General features: G+C 68.6%; 17 protein-coding genes. 7 read left to right on the top strand and 10 right to left on the bottom strand.

The features are described from left to right. Positions 1-98 precede the first annotated feature (98 nt). On the top strand, positions 99-572 hold the full coding sequence (locus tag LJF27_RS19375) for a metallophosphoesterase family protein (protein WP_003102894.1): 474 nt from the start codon (positions 99-101) through the stop codon (positions 570-572). 15 nt (positions 573-587) lie between these two features. On the opposite strand, the gene LJF27_RS19370 is transcribed toward LJF27_RS19375, so the two are convergent. From LJF27_RS19370 to LJF27_RS19360, 3 genes are all read right to left on the bottom strand, one after another. Then, a complete protein-coding gene (locus LJF27_RS19370) occupies positions 588-1094 on the bottom strand; it encodes a dihydrofolate reductase (RefSeq protein ID WP_003117886.1) in 507 nt (168 codons plus the stop codon). A gap of 82 nt (positions 1095-1176) precedes the next feature. Then, a complete protein-coding gene (locus LJF27_RS19365; protein WP_003112968.1) occupies positions 1177-2217 on the bottom strand; it encodes a hypothetical protein in 1041 nt (346 codons plus the stop codon). Beyond that, positions 2214-3308 (bottom strand): hypothetical protein, encoded by a 1095-nt coding sequence (locus LJF27_RS19360; protein ID WP_003117885.1) that lies wholly within the window; start codon positions 3306-3308, stop codon positions 2214-2216. The genes LJF27_RS19365 and LJF27_RS19360 overlap by 4 nt, the downstream gene beginning before the upstream one ends. 209 nt (positions 3309-3517) lie before the next feature. Between LJF27_RS19360 and LJF27_RS19355 the strand changes: the two genes are divergently transcribed. Next, positions 3518-4669, top strand: a complete 1152-nt coding sequence (locus LJF27_RS19355; RefSeq protein ID WP_003117884.1) for a glycerophosphodiester phosphodiesterase — start codon at positions 3518-3520, stop codon at positions 4667-4669. Positions 4670-4705: 36 nt separating this feature from the next. On the opposite strand, the gene LJF27_RS19350 is transcribed toward LJF27_RS19355, so the two are convergent. Further along, positions 4706-5068 (bottom strand): hypothetical protein, encoded by a 363-nt coding sequence (locus LJF27_RS19350; RefSeq protein ID WP_003084423.1) that lies wholly within the window; start codon positions 5066-5068, stop codon positions 4706-4708. Between the two features lie 191 nt (positions 5069-5259). Between LJF27_RS19350 and LJF27_RS19345 the strand changes: the two genes are divergently transcribed. Genes LJF27_RS19345 through LJF27_RS19335 form a run of 3 tightly spaced genes read left to right on the top strand, consistent with a single transcriptional unit; the run spans position 5260 to position 8848 of the window. Continuing rightward, positions 5260-6645 carry a DUF2868 domain-containing protein gene (locus LJF27_RS19345; RefSeq protein ID WP_003142615.1) on the top strand — a complete coding sequence of 462 codons (1386 nt, stop codon included), beginning with the start codon at positions 5260-5262 and terminating at the stop codon, positions 6643-6645. Beyond that, a complete protein-coding gene (locus tag LJF27_RS19340) occupies positions 6638-8017 on the top strand; it encodes a GTPase/DUF3482 domain-containing protein (protein ID WP_023117225.1) in 1380 nt (459 codons plus the stop codon). The genes LJF27_RS19345 and LJF27_RS19340 overlap by 8 nt, the downstream gene beginning before the upstream one ends. Before the next feature lie 33 nt (positions 8018-8050). Beyond that, entirely contained in the window at positions 8051-8848 is a 798-nt protein-coding gene (locus LJF27_RS19335; RefSeq protein ID WP_003112965.1) for an FkbM family methyltransferase, read from the top strand. A 26-nt stretch (positions 8849-8874) separates the two neighbouring features. On the opposite strand, the gene LJF27_RS19330 is transcribed toward LJF27_RS19335, so the two are convergent. The 3 genes from LJF27_RS19330 to LJF27_RS19320 form a co-directional block, all read right to left on the bottom strand. Then, complete coding sequence (locus tag LJF27_RS19330) at positions 8875-9669, bottom strand: thymidylate synthase (RefSeq protein WP_003110588.1); 795 nt, start codon at positions 9667-9669, stop codon at positions 8875-8877. Between the two features lie 205 nt (positions 9670-9874). Beyond that, a complete protein-coding gene (lgt, locus tag LJF27_RS19325) occupies positions 9875-10675 on the bottom strand; it encodes a prolipoprotein diacylglyceryl transferase (protein ID WP_003112963.1) in 801 nt (266 codons plus the stop codon). Positions 10676-10684: 9 nt separating this feature from the next. Next, positions 10685-11488, bottom strand: coding sequence for a sulfite exporter TauE/SafE family protein (locus LJF27_RS19320; protein ID WP_003110587.1), 804 nt, complete (start codon positions 11486-11488; stop codon positions 10685-10687). Between the two features lie 121 nt (positions 11489-11609). Here LJF27_RS19320 and LJF27_RS19315 point away from each other — a divergent pair, with 121 nt between their 5' ends. Next, on the top strand, positions 11610-12365 hold the full coding sequence (locus LJF27_RS19315; protein WP_003160930.1) for an NRDE family protein: 756 nt from the start codon (positions 11610-11612) through the stop codon (positions 12363-12365). A gap of 3 nt (positions 12366-12368) precedes the next feature. On the opposite strand, the gene LJF27_RS19310 is transcribed toward LJF27_RS19315, so the two are convergent. The 3 genes from LJF27_RS19310 to LJF27_RS19300 form a co-directional block, all read right to left on the bottom strand. Next, the gene (locus LJF27_RS19310; RefSeq protein ID WP_023117226.1) at positions 12369-13406 is read right to left on the bottom strand and encodes a sensor domain-containing diguanylate cyclase; all 1038 of its coding nucleotides are present in this window, start codon (positions 13404-13406) and stop codon (positions 12369-12371) included. 118 nt (positions 13407-13524) lie between these two features. Next, complete coding sequence (ptsP, locus tag LJF27_RS19305) at positions 13525-15804, bottom strand: phosphoenolpyruvate--protein phosphotransferase (protein ID WP_003084404.1); 2280 nt, start codon at positions 15802-15804, stop codon at positions 13525-13527. Positions 15805-15826: 22 nt separating this feature from the next. Next, a complete protein-coding gene (locus LJF27_RS19300; protein WP_003084400.1) occupies positions 15827-16306 on the bottom strand; it encodes an RNA pyrophosphohydrolase in 480 nt (159 codons plus the stop codon). A gap of 203 nt (positions 16307-16509) precedes the next feature. On the opposite strand from LJF27_RS19300, the gene LJF27_RS19295 reads away from it, so the two are divergent. Beyond that, on the top strand, positions 16510-17163 hold the full coding sequence (locus LJF27_RS19295; RefSeq protein ID WP_003110585.1) for an HAD family hydrolase: 654 nt from the start codon (positions 16510-16512) through the stop codon (positions 17161-17163). The last annotated feature ends 24 nt before the right edge of the window (positions 17164-17187 follow it).

The following is a 17187-nucleotide window of genomic DNA, read 5'->3' as shown; positions in this document are numbered from 1 at the left end:
CGAAGGGTTTTCGTACCCGGCCAATGGTTGGGTATGATCGACGGCATGGCCATGCCCGTCGGCCACCCTCTTCCGTCCCGCAACCCGGACCCGCGCCCATGCCCCAGTCCCGCCGCCCGTTGCGCATCGGCCTGATCGCCGACACCCATGGCCTGCTCCGGCCCGAGGCGCTGGAACGGTTGCGCGGCTGCGACCAGTTGATCCATGCCGGCGACATCGGCAAGCCGGAAATCCTCGCCGAGCTGGAACGCCTGGCGCCGCTCTCGGTGGTGCGCGGCAACAACGACACCCAGGACTGGGCGGCGGACATCCCCGAGCGCCTGCTGCTGAAGATCGGCCGGCTGACCCTCTATGTGCTGCACGACCTCAAGCGACTCGACCTCGACCCGGCCGCCGAAGGCATCGACGTGGTGGTCGCCGGACATTCGCACAAGCCGCTGAAGGAAGAGCGCGACGGCGTGCTCTACCTCAACCCGGGCAGCGCCGGGCCGCGGCGCTTCAGCTTGCCGATCGGGATCGGCGTGCTGGAAGTGGCGGGGAAGAAGATCGAGGCGGAGCTGATCACCCTCTGACCCCGCCTGGAACCGTCAGCGGCGCTCCCATACCTCGAAGGCGTAGGCAGGCGCATCGTCAGCCGCGGCGTGTTCGATGCTCGACGCCAGGCGCCAGGCCGCACCATCGATCTCGGGGAAAAAGGCGTCGCCCTCCGGCGCCAGGCCAACCCGGGTCAGGTAGAGACGCGCGGCGCGCGGCAAGGCCTCGGCATAGAGCTGGGCGCCGCCGATCAGCATCAGTTCGTCGGCGTCCTCCGCCTGCGCCCACGCCTCGGCGCGCGCCAGCGCGGCGTCCAGGCTGGCGAACACTTCCGCCCCCTCCAGTGCCAGGGCGGCCTGGCGGCTGACCACCAGGTTGAGCCGGCCCGGCAGCGGCCGACCCAGCGAGTCCCAGGTCTTGCGCCCCATGATCACCGGCTTGCCGAGGGTCATCGCCTTGAAATGCTTGAGGTCGGCCGGCAGGCGCCAGGGCAGGCGGTTGTCGATGCCGATCGCGCGGTTCTCGCCAAGGGCGGCGATCATCGCCAGCGGTCGTGCCATGGGGTTACCTCATCGTGGAAGGACAAAGGCGCGAGGATAAACACTCGCGCCGGCGGACTCCAGGCCAACTGTGCGGGCCGGCCTACAAGGGATTGGCATACGGCGGCACCTGCATGAAGAAGGTGCCATCCTCGTTGACCTGGGTGGTGCCGGTCGCCAGCACCTTGCGGTAGTCCTGCAGGTTGAAGGTCAGCACCTGGTCCGGGGTCTCGGTCTTCAGCAGCACCTGGGCGTAGGTGATGAGGATTTCGAAGATCTTCAGGTCGCCCGACTGTAGCCAGAGGAAGGATGGGCCCGCCGCGGCCGGCGGGCTGAACACCGGCGACGGCTGGCCGGGCGCCTGGGAGAAACGCAGGTGCAGCCCCTGGTCGTCGAGCCAGGCCTCCTGTACGTGGCCGTCGATGCCCAGCAGCGGGAAGACCTTGCGGTAGTCCAGGCGCATGGCGCTGCCCACCAGGCTCGCCCCCGGCCGATCGAGGCTGACCAGCGCCGACATCGGCAGGCCGACCAGGCTCATCGCCCCGTACAGCGGCAGACCGATCACCCTCAACTGGTCGGGCCGATAGACCAGCGCGCCGCTGGCCGCGTCCACCTCCACGCCGCCGCCCAGCCGCAGCGGCAGCCAGGGCCCTACGCCGAGCGGACGCACCCGCCCCTCCACCTCCAGGCGTCCCGCCGCACTGCTCATGCGGAAGTCCTTCAACATGGTCCCGTCGTAGGCGAGGATGTGCTCGTTGAACAGGTTGGCCAGTTGCCGCGGGCTGAGCAGCACCTCGCCCTCCATCACCTGGAAATGCATGTCCTGCGGACGGTCGAAGTCCACCGGCTGGCCGGCCCGGTTCGGCACCAGCCAGCCCTTCACCTCGGGCACGTGGAAACCGATGTTGCCGCGCAGGTACATGTCCACGTTGCGCAGCAGTATGCCGACGCCATCCTGGCCGGAATCCGCCGGCCCGGCCGTACGCATGGGCAGCGGCACCGGCGCCGGCGGGACCTGCCGGTACCAGCCCTCGCGCAGCAGGGCCAGTTCGCGCTGCTGCCGGTCGATGGCGCTTTCGGCCTGGGCCGCGCTGGCCGCCAACAGGCAACAGCCAAGCAGTACGCCCCACGGACGCCGGCTCACAGCCGTGCCTCCAGCGGCGCCGGCGCCTTCACCGGCGACACGGCGATCTGCACCATGCCGTCCTCGCGCAGGCGGATCACGCCGTTCTGCAGTTGCCGCCGGTAGTCGTAGAGATTGAACAGCAGCGGCTGCCCCGGGCTGAGGCTGGTGAACAGGGCATAGGCCTTGACCAGCACGGTGCGCGCCATCTTGATATCGCCGCCCTCGATGAACATGTAGCTGTCCGGCGCCCGTAATGCCGGCCATTGCAGGTCGGCCAGGGAGTCGCCGAGGGCGAGTTGCATGCCGCCGTCGGCCAGGGCCAGGCGACTGACGCGGAAGTCCAGGCGCGGCGGCGGGAACAATCCGTCGAGGTCGACGCGGATGCGGTTGCCGACCAGTTCCATGTGCCGGGTCTTCAGCTTCAGCACCTCGGACATCTCGATCGAGGCCGCCGCCAGCGACGAAGTGACCTCGACCCCGTCGACGAAGATCCGCCGGGGTACCAGGGTCACCTCCAGCGGACCGCTCAGCTCGATCTCGGTGAGCATCCGCAGCGGCCGCCAGCGCCCCTTGCGCAACAACTCGCCACGCACTTCCTGGCCGTCCTTGCGGGTGTTCATACTGAGGTTGCGCACGGCCGCGCGGGACGCGGCGAGGTCCTGGTTGAGCAGGGTCGCCAGGGTGGCGTCGCTGACGAATATCTCGCCGGCCTGGATCCGCGCCACCATCGCCGTCGGATCGTCGAGCGACAAGGGCGCGCCGGGACGAGTCGGCTCCATGCGGATCAGCATGCGCTGGATGAAGAAACCGATGTCGTCGTGCAGGCGGAAGTCGGTATCGGCGATCCACAGTCGCGAACTCGCCGATCCCGAGCCGCGGGCGCCGACGCTCGCCTCCAGCGTGCGCGGCGGCACGGCGCTCATCAGGCTGTCCGGCTGGCGTCCCCAGTCATCGGTAGCGGCCGTCGGCACACGCGCTTCGACACGGGCCGGCGGCGCCACGGCCGGGCCGCCGCCGTGGGCATCGAAGGCCAGCCAGGCGCCCAGCAACAGGCAGGCCAGTTGCAACGACAGGCAGGGAAACGCGGAGGCAGGTTGCGCGGAAGCCATCACCGATCCTCTTATTGTTATGCGAGCGCCGTCACCCTATACCCTGCCCCGGCCGTCCGCCCCTTTCGTTGGATTGGCCGGGAAAACGCCGACGTCGTCACGCTGGCGGCGATTGTCACGGGAATGTCGCGAAACGGGCAAAGAAGTATCACCTGGCTGCGTCACTCTGCTGGACTGGAACACTCCCGAACCGCCGACGAGGACCCGTCATGCAACCAGCCTTCCTGCGCCGCCACCTCGGCGCCGCCTGCCTGATGCTCGCCGCTGGCCTGGCCAGCGCTGCCCACGCCGACACCGGCAACGTACAACGCGCCATCGACTGGGCCCAGGGCCAGGCCTCCGTTCGCCACCCGGCCAGCGACGAACGCTCGCCGCTGGTCATCGCCCACCGTGGCGCCAGCGGTTACGTACCGGAACACACCCTGGGCGCCTACGCCCTGGCGGTGATGATGGGCGCCGACTACGTCGAGCCGGACCTGGTGATGACCCGCGACGGCAAGCTGGTCGCCCGCCACGACAACGAACTGGGCCTGACCACCGATGTCGCCCAGCACCCGGAATTCGCCGACCGCAAGCGCACGCAGAAAGTCGACGGAGTGGAACTCACCGGCTGGTTCAGCGAAGACTTCACCCTCGCCGAACTGAAGACCCTGCGCGCCATCGAGCGCATCCCCACGATCCGCCCGGGCAATGCGCGCCTGGACGGCACCTTCGAGATCCCCACCCTGCAGGAGATCATCGACCTGGTGAAAAGCCTGCAAATTAGCCAGCAACGCACCATCGGCCTGTACCCCGAGATCAAGCACGGTACCCACTTCCAGCGCCTCGGCCTGGCCATGGAACGCCCGCTGGTGAAGACCCTGCACCGCAACGGCTACCTCGGTCCGCGCGCGCCGGTATTCATCCAGTCCTTCGAGGTGAACAACCTGAAGGAACTCAAGCGCCTCACCGGCATCCGCCTGGTCCAGCTCTACGGCAGCGGCCAGCCCTACGACCAGCAGGCCAGCGGCGGCAGCCTGACCTACGCCGAGATGGCCACCGCCAAGGGCCTGCGCCAGGTGGCGCGCTACGCCTACGGGGTCGGTCCGGACAAGAGCTACGTGATTCCTCGCGATGCCAACGGCAACCTCGGCCAGCCGACCCGCTTCGTCGGCGACGCCCACGCCGCCGGGCTGAAGGTGCATCCCTACACCTTCCGCGCGGAAAACAGCTTCCTTCCGGCGGAGTTCCGCAGCGCCGACGGCAACCCACAGTCGCGCGGCGACCTGGCCGGCGAGATCAGGGCCTACCTCGACGCCGGCATCGACGGCCTGTTCAGCGACCAGCCGGACGTCGCCGTGCGCCTGCGCGAGCAGCGCTGACGCGGCCCGACCGGCGCTCGTACGCGGGCGCCGGCCTCATGGACACTCGATGTAGCCGTCGAAGGGCTGTGCCTTGCCCTTCTCCAGCGCCTGCCGCCTGATGTTCCGGCAGATCCGCCGATCGCGCTCGTGCATGGCGTCGATCGACGGGTTGCCGGTGGGTTCCACGCCCTTGTGGTCCTTGACGCCAAAGGTCACCAAGGGCTGCTCCGGCTCCACCCGGAAGCGCGACGGCGTTTCCTTCTCCTCCTTGCGCGACGGCGGATCCGCCGCCAGGGTCGGCAACTGGTCGGCCTGCACGCCATAGCGTTGCAGCAAGGAGCCATCGGGCAACTCGTCGGCCAGCGCGCCCGCCATCCCCAGCAACAGCGCCAGGGGGTATCGGCGTACTACCTTCATCTCAGTGTTCCTCTCGCTACCGGCGCCGAACGCTTTCGCCACGGCGCCAGTCAAAATCCCACACCCCGCCGCCAGCCGGCTGGCAAGCCAGCATGAGCCGCCGGGGCGCTTTTTGCTATGTTTGGCGCTGATCAGACGCCGTTGGCCGGGCACGATTCACGCTCGGCAGGGAAATCGACACAGGAGGTGACTTGAGTCACACGACGCATCCCGGCCTCGACGCCCTCTGGCTGACCGAGGCCGTTCGCCTGCGCGAGGAGCAGGCCGGTCCGCTGGAAGACAGCGAGGCGCTTCGCCAGGCGCTGGCCCAGGGCGGTTCCCTGCCGCGCCGTATTCTCACCCGCGCCCACTGGCTGGGCCGCCGCGAGGGCCTGCTGGACGCCCAGCGGACCTGGCGCCAGGGTTCGCGGCTGGCGCTGGCCCTGCTGCTGGTGCTGGCCCTGGCCAGCGGCGCCGGACTGGCCTTCGCCGCGCTTGGCGACGGCCAGCGCCCGGTCAACGTGTTCTGGGCGCTGGCCAGCCTCCTCGGCCTGCACCTGCTGACCCTGCTCGGCTGGGCCCTCGGCCTGCTCGCCGGCGGCGAGGCCGCGGGCGCGCTCGGCCGGCTCTGGCTGTGGCTCAGCGGCAAGCTGGCGCGCGATGCCCGCGCCGCGCACCTGGCGCCGGCGCTATTGGTCCTGCTCGGCCGGCGCCGGCTGGCGCGCTGGGGCCTCGGCGCGCTGGTCCACGGGCTCTGGCTGCTCGGCCTGCTGACCGCGCTGGCCATGCTCCTCGGCCTGCTGGCGACCCGCCGCTACGGTTTCGTCTGGGAAACCACCATTCTCGGCAGCGATACCTTCATCGCCCTCACCCAGGCGCTCGGCGCCCTGCCGGCGTTGCTTGGCTTCCCGTTGCCGGACGCCGAACTGATCCGCGCCAGCGGCGACGCCGCCCTGGCCAGCGAAGCCGCACGGCACGCCTGGGCCGGCTGGCTGGTAGGCGTACTGCTGGTCTATGGGGTCCTGCCGCGCGCGCTGCTCGGTCTGTTCTGCCTGTGGCGCTGGAAACGCGGCCTGGCCGACCTCGACCTGGACCTCGACGACCCAGGCTACAGCCTGCTGCGCGAACGCTTGATGCCGGCCAGCGAACGCCTCGGCGTCAGCGACGCGGCACCGGACTGGCTGCCGGAGCCGCAGGGCGGCCAGTCCAGCCAGGAAGCCGCCGGAGCGGTGCTGGTGGCGGTGGAGCTGGACGATCGCCGGCCCTGGCCGCCGAAGCTCGCCGAAGGCGTCGCCGACGCCGGCATCCTCGACGACGGCCAGCAGCGCCGTCGCCTGCTCGAACAACTGACCCGCTACCCGCCGGCGCGCCTGGCCATCGCCTGCGACCCGCGTCGCTCGCCGGACCGCGGCACCCTGGCACTGCTCGGCGAACTCGCCCGCTGCGCCGCCAGCACCCGCATCTGGCTGCTCCAGGCTCCGCCCGGCGAAGCGCTCGACAGCGACCGCCTGGGTGACTGGCACGCCGCCCTGGAACGCCTGCAACTGCCGCACGGCGAGACCTCGCCGCTGGCCTGGTTGGAGACCGGCCATGACTGAGCCGCTGATCCTGGCCGTGGTCGGCCACACCAATACCGGCAAGACCTCGCTGCTGCGCACCCTGACTCGCGACCGTGGATTCGGCGAAGTCTGCCATCGCCCCAGCACCACCCGCCACGTCGAGGGCGCCAGGCTGTCGGTGGACGGCAAAGCGCTGCTGGAACTCTACGACACGCCCGGCCTGGAAGACGCCATCGCCCTGCTCGACTACCTGGACGCCCTGGAGCGCCCCGGCGAGCGTCTCGATGGCCCGGAACGCATGGCGCGGTTGCTGGACAGCAACGAAGCGCGCGGGCGTTTCGAACAGGAAGCCAAGGTGGTCCGCCAGTTGCTCGCCTCCGACGCCGGGCTCTACGTGATCGACGCCCGCGAACCGGTGCTGGCCAAGTATCGCGACGAACTGGCGGTGCTCGCCGGCTGCGGCCGGCCGCTGCTGCCGGTGCTGAACTTTGTCGCCAGCCCGCAGCATCGCGAGGAGGAGTGGCGCGCCGCCCTCGCTCGCCTGGGCCTGCACGCCCTGGTGCGTTTCGACAGCGTGGCGCCGCCGCTGGACGGCGAACGGCGCCTCTACGAGAGCCTGGCGCTGCTGCTGGAGCGCGCCCGGCCGCAACTCGACCGGCTGATCGCCGACCATGAGACCCAGGCCGCCGCGCGCCTGCGCGCCGGGCAACGGCTGATCGCCGAATTGCTGGTCGACGTCGCCGCCTGCCGGCGCCTGGTGCCCGGCGGCGAAAGCGCCGTGCAGGAAGCCACCCGCGACCTGCACCAGCAGGTGCGCAAGCGCGAGCAGGCCTGCGTGGAAGCGTTGCTGCGGCTCTACGCCTTCGCCAGGGACGACGCCCGCGCCGCCGACCTGCCGCTGCTCGACGGCCGCTGGGGCGACGATCTGTTCAATCCGGAGACCCTGCGCCAACTCGGTATCCGCCTCGGCGGCGGGGTTGCGGCCGGTGCCGCGGCCGGCGCCGGCATCGACCTGCTGGTGGGCGGCGTCACCCTTGGCGCCGCCGCCGCCCTCGGTGCCCTCGCCGGCGGCGCCTGGCAGACCGTCGGCCACTACGGCTCGCGCCTGCTCGGCAAGCTCAAGGGCGCCCGCGAGCTGACCGTCAACGACGCCGTGCTGCGCTTGCTCGCGCTGCGCCAACGGCAGCTCCTGGCAGCCCTGCAAACGCGCGGCCACGCGGCGGTCGAGGCGATCCGCCTGGAAACCCCGGAGGACAAGCAGTGGCGCGAAGGCAAGCTGCCGGAAGCGCTGCGCAAGGCGCGCGCGCATCCGGAGTGGTCGTCGCTGAACGGCAGGCGGGTGGGCGGCAGCGACCGCCAGGAACAGATCGACGCGCTGGCCGAATTGCTGGAGAGCGGGCGCGGGGAATGACAGACTGGCGACGATCGCCCAAGAGGTAGGCCCATGCCCTTCGTTTCCTACGCGCAGAACCTGGAAGACGTCCGACTCTGGCGGGCCCTGAAACTCTTCCCCAGGGGGTTCTACATCGACGTCGGCGCCAACCACCCGCGGATCGACTCGGTCACCCTGGCGTTCTACGAGCGCGGCTGGCGCGGCATCAACATCGAACCGCTGCCCCACCTGCACCGCGAGCTGGAGCGGGAACGGCCGGAAGACCTCAACCTGAACCTCGCCATTGGCGAGCGCGAAGGCCGCGCCACGCTCTACGAGATGGCCGCCTCGGGTCTCTCCACCCTGGACCCCGAGCTAGCCCGCCAGCGCCAGGCCGAGGGCTGCACGGCCACCCCGCGCGAAGTGAAGGTCAGCACCCTGGACGCGATCTGCGCGGCCCATGTCGAAGGGCCGATCCACTTCCTCAAGATCGACGTCGAAGGGCTGGAAGGCGCGGTGCTCCGCGGCCTCGACCTGAACCGCTGGCGCCCGTGGCTGATCCTCGCGGAAACTCCATTCGACCACGACCCCGAGTGGAAAGCGCCGCTGCTCGCCGCGGGCTACCGTTTCGTCCACTTCGACGGCCTCAACGGCTATTACCTGGCGGAGGAACAGGCACGCCTGGAAGGCGCCTTCGCGCTACCGCCGAACCTGCTGGACGACTTCCAGCTCTGCCATGGCCATGCCATGAGCCATCCGGTCGCTCCGCTGGAGCAGGCCCTGGAACAGGCGCTGCAACGCGCAGAAGATGCGGAGCGGGCTTTGCGGGACTGGCGCGCGCTTCCCTGGTACCGTCGCCTGTTCGGTTGAGCGGAGCCGACGGCTCCGCCGAAGGGTCAGACCGCGACCGGTGCCTTGATGTGCGGATGGGCCTCGTAGCCGACCAGCTCGAAGTCCTCGAAGCGAAAGTCGAACAGATCCTTCACCTCGGGATTCAGCTTCATGCTCGGCAACGGCAGCGGCTCGCGGGTCAGCTGCAGGTCGGCCTGCTCCAGGTGGTTGGCGTACAGGTGGCAATCGCCGCCGGTCCAGATGAACTCGCCCGGCTGCAGGCCGGCGACCTGCGCCACCATCAGGGTCAGCAAGGCATAGCTGGCGATGTTGAAGGGTACGCCGAGGAAGATGTCCGCCGAACGCTGGTAGAGCTGGCAGCTGAGTTTGCCGTCGGCGACGTAGAACTGGAACAGCGCGTGGCAGGGCGGCAGGGCCATCTCGTCGATCAGCGCCGGGTTCCAGGCGGAGACGATCAGCCGGCGCGAGTCCGGATTCTTCTTCAGCATCGCCATCAGGTTGGCGATCTGGTCGATGTGGCGGCCGTCCGGCGCCGGCCAGGAGCGCCACTGGTAGCCATACACCGGGCCGAGGTCGCCGTTCTCGTCGGCCCACTCGTCCCAGATCGAGACGCCGTGCTCCTTGAGGTAGGCGATATTGGTGGAGCCCTTGAGGAACCACAGCAGCTCGTGGACGATCGACTTGAGGTGGCACTTCTTGGTGGTCACCAGGGGGAAGCCCGCGGCCAGGTCGAAACGCATCTGGTGGCCGAACACGCTATAGGTGCCGGTGCCGGTGCGGTCGCTCTTGAAGGTGCCGTGCTCGCGCACGTGGCGCATCAGGTCGAGGTACTGTTTCATCGGAGGCTCGGATCGATATCGGTGCGGCGCCGACATGGCGGCTCCCACCGAGGGATGACAGAAGGATGGCCAAGTCTACGGCGACGGGGCCGGCATCGCCAGTTCGGCGCGACCGGCGCAAGCCATGCACGCCCTGGAGCGGAAAGCCGGCTGCCCGGAGCGGATGACGCCTGCGACGTTATCCGCTCCGGGCACGAAAAGCGGCTCAGGCCGCCTTCGGCTGCGCCGCGTCGCGGCGGTAGGCCCAGACCATCAGGGCAATGCCGGCCAGCACCATCGGTACGCAGAGCACCTGGCCCATGGTCAGCCAACCCCAGGCGAGGTAGCCGAGCTGGGCATCCGGCACGCGGACGAATTCGACGACGAAGCGGAAGATCCCGTAGCACAGCACGAACAGGCCGGAGACCGAGGCGGTCGGCCGTGGCTTGCGGGTGAACAGCCAGAGGATGACGAACAGCGCCACGCCTTCCAGGGCGAACTGGTACAGCTGCGAGGGATGCCGCGGCAGCGGGCCGCCGTTGGGGAAGACCATGGCCCAGGGCACATCGCTGACCTTGCCCCACAGTTCCGAGTTGATGAAGTTGCCGATGCGCCCGGCGCCCAGGCCGATGGGCACCAGCGGGGCGATGAAGTCCATCAGCTGGAAGAAGCTCTTGCCATGGCGCTTGCCGAACCACCAGACCGCCAGCATCACGCCGAGCAGGCCGCCATGGAAGGACATGCCGCCTTTCCAGACCTCGAAGATCAGCGTCGGGTTGGCGATGTACTCGTCCAGGTTGTAGAACAGCACGTAGCCCAGGCGGCCACCGAGGATCACGCCGCAGGCGACCCAGAAGACCAGGTCGGAAAGGCGCTCCTTGGTCCAGGTCGGGTCGAAGCGCTTCATCCGGCGCGACGCCAGCAGCCAGGCGCCGCCGATCCCGATCAGGTACATCAGCCCGTACCAGTGGATCTTCAGCGGGCCGATGGCCAGCGCAACCGGATCGATCTGGGGATACGTCAGCATCGATAACTCCTACGACAGAAAAGCGAGATCGGGGGTCAGGAAACTTATGCCCACGCTGAACAGCAGCAGGGCGAACAGTCGCTTGAGTACGCGCGGCGACAAACGATGCGCCAGGCGCGCGCCGAAGCGGGCGAACAGCATACTGGTGGCGGCGATGCCGACCAACGCCGGCAGATAGACGTAGCCCAGGCTCCACTCCGGCAACTGCGGGTTGTGCCAGCCGACCGCGATGAACGACAGAGCGCCGGAAATGGCGATAGGAAGGCCGCAGGCCGAGGAAGTCGCCACCGCCTGCTGCATCGGCACGCTGCGCCAACTGAGGAAAGGCACGGTCAGCGAACCGCCGCCGATGCCGAAGATCGCCGAGGCCCAGCCGATCACCGCGCCGGCCAGGGTCAGGCCGCCCTTGCCGGGCACCTCGCGGCTACCCTTGGGCTTGAGGTCGAGAACCATCTGCAAAGCGACCAGGATGGCGAACACCCCGATTATCTTCTGCAACAGCGGCCCCTTGATCTGCGCCGCGGTCAGCGCGCCGAGGGCACTGCCGATGAGGATGCCGAGGGTCATCCAGGCGAACACCGGCCAGCGCACCGCGCCGCGCCGATGGTGTTCGAGAATGGAATTGATCGAAGTGAAGACGATGGTCGCCAGGGAGGTGCCGACCGCCATCTGGGTCAGGACGTCGCCGCCGAAACCGTGCGCGGTGAAGCTGAAGACCAGCGCCGGGACGATGATCAGGCCGCCGCCGACGCCGAACAGTCCGGCCAGCACGCCGGCACAGGCGCCCAGCACGATATAGAGGAGAAACTCCATGCACGCCCCCGTTGGAAAGCCGGCATGGTAACGGAATTGCGCGCCGTGCGGCAGGCGTCGTGCTTGAACGGCGATGGCGGATGCCTTTAGCCTGACGGCCAGCCCATCCCAAGGATCGCGCATGTGCCTGATCGTCTTCGCCTGGCAACCGGGGCACGCCCTGCCGCTGCTGGTCGCCGCCAACCGTGACGAATTCTATGCCCGCCCGAGCCTGCCGCTGGCGGCCTGGGAGGACGCCGAGGGGGTATTCGCCGGACGCGACCTGGAGGCCGGCGGCACCTGGCTGGGGCTCGGCCCGGCCGGCCGTTTCGCCGCCCTGACCAACGTCCGCGATCCGTCGCAGGCTCTCGGCAAGCGCTCCCGTGGCGAACTGGTGGCGGACTTCCTGCGCGGCGGCGGCAACCCGGCCGACTACCTGGCGCAGGTCGCCGGGCGCGCCGCGGACTATTCCGGCTTCAACCTGCTCATTGGCGATCGCCATCAGCTCTGGCACTACAACCCCCGCGTAGGGCCACCGCGCCTGCTGCCGGCGGGGATCTACGGGCTGTCCAACGCGGCCCTCGATACGCCCTGGCCGAAGCTGCTCAAGGCTCGCGCCGCCCTCGCCGAGCGGCTTGCCGAGCCGCATCCGCAGGCCCTGATGGAGCTGCTGGCCGACGCAGCGCCGGCCGCCGACGGCCAGTTGCCGGATACCGGCGTGGGTCTGGCCACGGAACGCCTGCTCTCCAGCGTGTTCATCGCCAGCCCGAGCTACGGCACTCGCGCCAGCAGCGTCGTACGGGTACACGCCGACGGCACGCGGGAGATGATCGAGCGCAGCTTCGGGCCGTCCGGCGCCCGGCTCGGCGAGGTCAGCCTGGTGCTGCCGCCAGGCTGACCTTCAGCAACAGGCCACGCAATCGCGACGCTGCTTGGCCCGATAGAGGGCGTCGTCCACCCGGCACAGCAGCAGGTCGAGGGTCTCGCCATCATTCAGCACGCCGACGCCAAAGCTGGCGGTCAACCGCTCGCCCATCTCGAAGGACTGCGAGCGAACCCGCTGGCGCAGGCGTTCGGCCAAGGCCGCCGCGGCCTCCAGGCCGGTTTCCGGGAGCAGCAGGATGAACTCCTCGCCACCCCAGCGCGCCAGCACGTCGACCTCGCGCAGCTCGCTGGCAACCAGGCGGCCGAAGGCGACCAGCACGCGATCACCGGTGGAGTGGCCGAACAGGTCGTTGATCCGCTTGAAGTGATCGACATCGATCATCACCAGTGCCGTGGCGCGTCCATGGCGCTGCCGGCGCATCCATTCATGGTGCAGGCACTGCTCGAACTTGCGTCGGTTGTACAGCTCGGTGAGCGGATCGATTTCGCTCAGGCGCTGGGCCTCGGCCATCTTCGAGGCCAGCGCCTGGTTGACCCGGTGCAGCGCCTCGGTGCGCTCGGCCACCAGTTCCTCGAGACGCAGGTTCCAGTCGAACAGTTCCTCGTTGCGCTGCTGCAACTCCAGCTCGACCAGCTTGCGCTGATGGATCTCGTGGTGCGCACCGATCATCCGCCGCGGCTCGCCGCGCTCGTCGAACTCGACGAAACGCCCGCGATCGCTGATCCACAGGTAATCCCCGCTGTAGGTGCGGCAGCGGTATTCCTCGCAGTATTCCGGGCTTTCGCCGTCGAGGTAGGCCTGGAAGCTGGCCATCACCCGCGGATAGTCCTCGGGATGGATGATGCTCCTCCAGGTCTCCACGCTCTCCGGCAGGCTATGCGGCGGATAGCCGAGCATCAGGTACCAGCCGGCGCTGCGGCTGACCTGGTTGGTCGCGATGTTCCAGTCCCAGATCCCGTCGCTGACGATCTCCAGGGCATATCGCAGGGTTTTCTCAAGGTCTTCGCGTGACAGCGGAAGAAGACCTGGCGGCTTCGACGCCCGTTCGTCCATTTTGCGGCAATCCCTCGCACGTTCGACTGGCCAGTGGCCTCTACCGAATGGCAGGCAGTCTATACGCTTGCGGGGAAAGCGTAAGCGCCGCACGACGAAGCGTCCGGCGCGCGGGAAATCAGGGCTGGACGGTAGCCGCCGGGTTGATCACGCGACCCAGGCCGAGGTTGCGCAACGCCAGGTGCAGCGAGCTGTGGATGACCTGCGGGTTGTCGAAGGTGAGCAACTGGCCGAGCAGGTCCCGGGCCTTGTCCAGGGTGATCTGGCGCAGCAGCCACTTCACCTTGGGCAGGTTGGTGGCGTTCATCGACAGGCTGTCGAAGCCCATCGCCATCAGCAGCACGGCAGCCGCGGGATCGCCGGCCATCTCGCCGCAGATGCTCACCGGCTTGCCTTCCAGGTGGGCATCGTCGACCACCTTCTTCAACGCATGCAGCACAGCCGGATGCAGGTAGTCGTAGAGGTCGGCGACCCGCGGATTGTTGCGGTCGACCGCCAGCAGGTACTGGGTCAGGTCGTTCGAACCGACCGAAAGGAAGTCGACCTGGCGGGCCAGCTCGCGGGTCTGGTACACGGCGGCGGGAATCTCGACCATCATGCCGATGGGCGGCATGGCGATGTCCACGCCCTCGTCGCGCACCTCGCCCCAGGCGCGGTGGATCAGGTGCAGGGCCTCTTCCAGCTCGTGGGTGCCGGAGATCATCGGCAGCAGGATGCGCAGGTTGTCCAGTCCTTCGCTGGCCTTGAGCATGGCGCGGGTCTGGACCAGGAAGATCTCCGGGTGGTCGAGGGTGACGCGGATGCCGCGCCAGCCGAGGAACGGGTTGTCTTCCTTGATCGGGAAGTAGGACAGCGCCTTGTCGCCGCCGATATCCAGGGTGCGCATGGTCACCGGCAGCGGGTGGAAGGCACTGAGCTGCTCGCGGTAGATCGCCAACTGTTCCTTCTCGCTGGGGAAGCGGTCGTTGATCATGAACGGCACTTCGGTGCGGTACAGGCCCACGCCCTCGGCGCCACGCTCCTGGGCGCGGGCGACATCGGCGAGCAGGCCGGTGTTGACCCAGAGCGGCATGCGGTGGCCGTCGAGGGTCTCGCAGGGCAGCTCGCGCAGGGCCGCCAGGCCCTTGCTCAGCTCGCGCTCCTCGGCGACCACGTCGCTGTACTGGCGCACCAGCTCGGCGGAGGGGTTGGTGTAGACCTCGCCGTGGTAGCCATCGACGATCAGGTCGATACCGTCGACCTTGGAGTACGGCAGGTCGACCGCCCCCATCACCGTGGGGATGCCCATGGCACGGGCGAGGATCGCCACGTGCGAGTTGCCCGAGCCGAGCACCGAGACCAGGCCGACCAGGCGCCCTTCCGGCACCTCGCCGAGCATCGCCGGCGACAGCTCCTCGCTGACGATGATGGTCTGTTCCGGGTAGGTCAGGTTCTGCTTGCGTTCTTCCTGGAGGTAGGCGAGCAGGCGGCGACCTATGTCCTTGACGTCGGAGGCGCGCTCGCGGAGATAGGCGTCGTCCATCAGCTCGAAGCGCTGCACGTGCTCCATCACCACCTGGCGCAGGGCGCCCTGGGCCCACTGGCCGGTACGGATGATGCGCTTGACCTCGTTGCCGATGGAGGCATCGTCGAGCATCATCAGGTAGACGTCGAACAGCGCGCGTTCTTCCTTGCGCAGCTGGCTGGCGAGCTTGCTCGACAGCGCGCGCATGTCGGCGCGAACGCCCTCCAGGGCCTGCTTGAACAGGGCGATCTCGGCGTCGATGTCGTCGACCTGCTTGTCCGGCACCACTTCCAGGTCGGCCGGCGGCAACACCACCACCGCCTTGCCCACCCCGACCCCGGGGGCGCCGGGCACGCCGACGAACTTGGCTTCCTGGATGCCCTTGCCGAGCTTGCCCAGGCCGCGGATCGAACCGGTCGCCTCGGCATGCGCGATGACCCCGGCGAGCTGGGCGCTCATGGTGACGAGGAAGGCTTCCTCGCCTTCGTCGAACTGGCGGCGCTCCTTCTGCTGCACCACCAGCACCCCCATCACCCGCCGATGGTGGATGATCGGCGCGCCGAGGAACGACGCGTAGCGCTCCTCGCCGGTCTCGGCGAAATAGCGGTAGCGCGGGTGGGCGGCGGCGTTCTCCAGGTTGAGCGGCTCCTCACGGGTGCCGACCAGGCCGACCAGGCCTTCGCTGGGAGCCATGCTGACCTTGCCGATGGAACGCTTGTTGAGGCCTTCGGTGGCCATCAGGACGAAACGCTGGGTCTCGGTGTCGAGCAGGTACACCGAGCAGACCTGGGTACCCATGGCTTCCTTGACCCGCTGCACGATGATGCCCAGCGCCGCCTTCAGATCCTTGGCGGAGTTCACTTCCTGGACGATCTTGCGCAGCGTGTTGAGCATGCTCGGGGCCTTGTCTCCGTGTTCAGTCCCGCGCCAGAAGGCGCGGGGCCAGTTCCTTCAGGGCGCGGCGGTAGACCTCGCGCTTGAAGGTCACCACCTGTCCCAGGGGGTACCAGTAACTCACCCAGCGCCAGCCGTCGAACTCGGGCTTGCTGGTGATATCCATGCGCACGCGCGCCTCGTCGGACATCAGCCGCAGCAGGAACCATTTCTGCTTCTGGCCGATGCACAGCGGCTGGCTGTGGGTCCGCACCAGGCGCTGCGGCAAACGGTAGCGCAGCCAGCCGCGGGTACAGGCCAGGATGCGCACGTCCCCGGCCTCCAGCCCGACTTCTTCGTTCAATTCGCGATACAGCGCCTCTTCCGGCGTTTCGCGATCATTGATGCCTCCCTGCGGGAACTGCCAGGCTTCCTGATTGATACGTCGCGCCCACAGCACCTGCCCCGCCTCGTTGGCGAGAATGATGCCGACATTCGGGCGAAAACCATCGGAATCGATCACGCTGGGACATCCTCGAAATCGCATGTGCCCGCATTGTTCCATAAAGCTTGTGATAGCGGCAACGCGCGGCTTTGCGACTCGTGCGGGGAGGATACAGGGCCGGCAAAAGCCGGTAGGCTAGGGGCTTTCCCAAGGCCCGGTGGGAGCCTTCGCAAAAGGCTCTCACGGCCCTTCCGCCACCCGCCAACCGATGGAGTCACCCCGTGCGTCTGGCCCTTTTCGATCTCGACAACACCCTGCTCGCCGGCGACAGCGACCATAGCTGGGGCGAATGGCTGTGCCAGCGCGGCCTGGTCGACGCCGCCGAATACCAGGCGCGCAACGACGCCTTCTATGCCGACTACGTCGCCGGCAAGCTCGACGTCCTTGCCTACCAGGCTTTCACCCAGGCGATCCTCGGTCGCACCGAGATGGCCCAGCTGGAAACCTGGCACCGCCAGTTCATGCAGGAAGTGATCGAGCCGATCGTGCTGGCCAAGGGCGAGGCGCTGCTCGCCGAGCACCGCGCCGCCGGCGACCGGCTGGTGATCATCACCGCCACCAACCGCTTCGTCACCGGCCCCATCGCCGAACGGCTCGGGGTGGAGACCCTGATCGCCACCGAGTGCGAGATGCGCGACGGCCGCTACACCGGGCAGACCTTCGACGTGCCCTGCTTCCAGGGCGGCAAGGTGGTGCGCCTGCAACGCTGGCTCGACGAGAACGGCCTGGACCTGGAAGGCGCCAGCTTCTACAGCGACTCGCTGAACGACCTGCCGCTGCTGGAAAAGGTCAGCCGGCCGGTGGCCGTCGACCCCGATCCGCGCCTGCGCGCCGAGGCGGAAAAACGCGGCTGGCCGATCATTTCCCTGCGTTGACCCACTGACAAGCGCGCCGTCCGA

Source organism: Pseudomonas sp. 203-8 (assembly GCF_020708595.1).
Lineage (GTDB): Bacteria > Pseudomonadota > Gammaproteobacteria > Pseudomonadales > Pseudomonadaceae > Pseudomonas > Pseudomonas aeruginosa.
The sequence above is the reverse complement of the archived record's forward strand: the minus strand, read 5'-3'. Positions and strand labels throughout refer to the sequence as shown.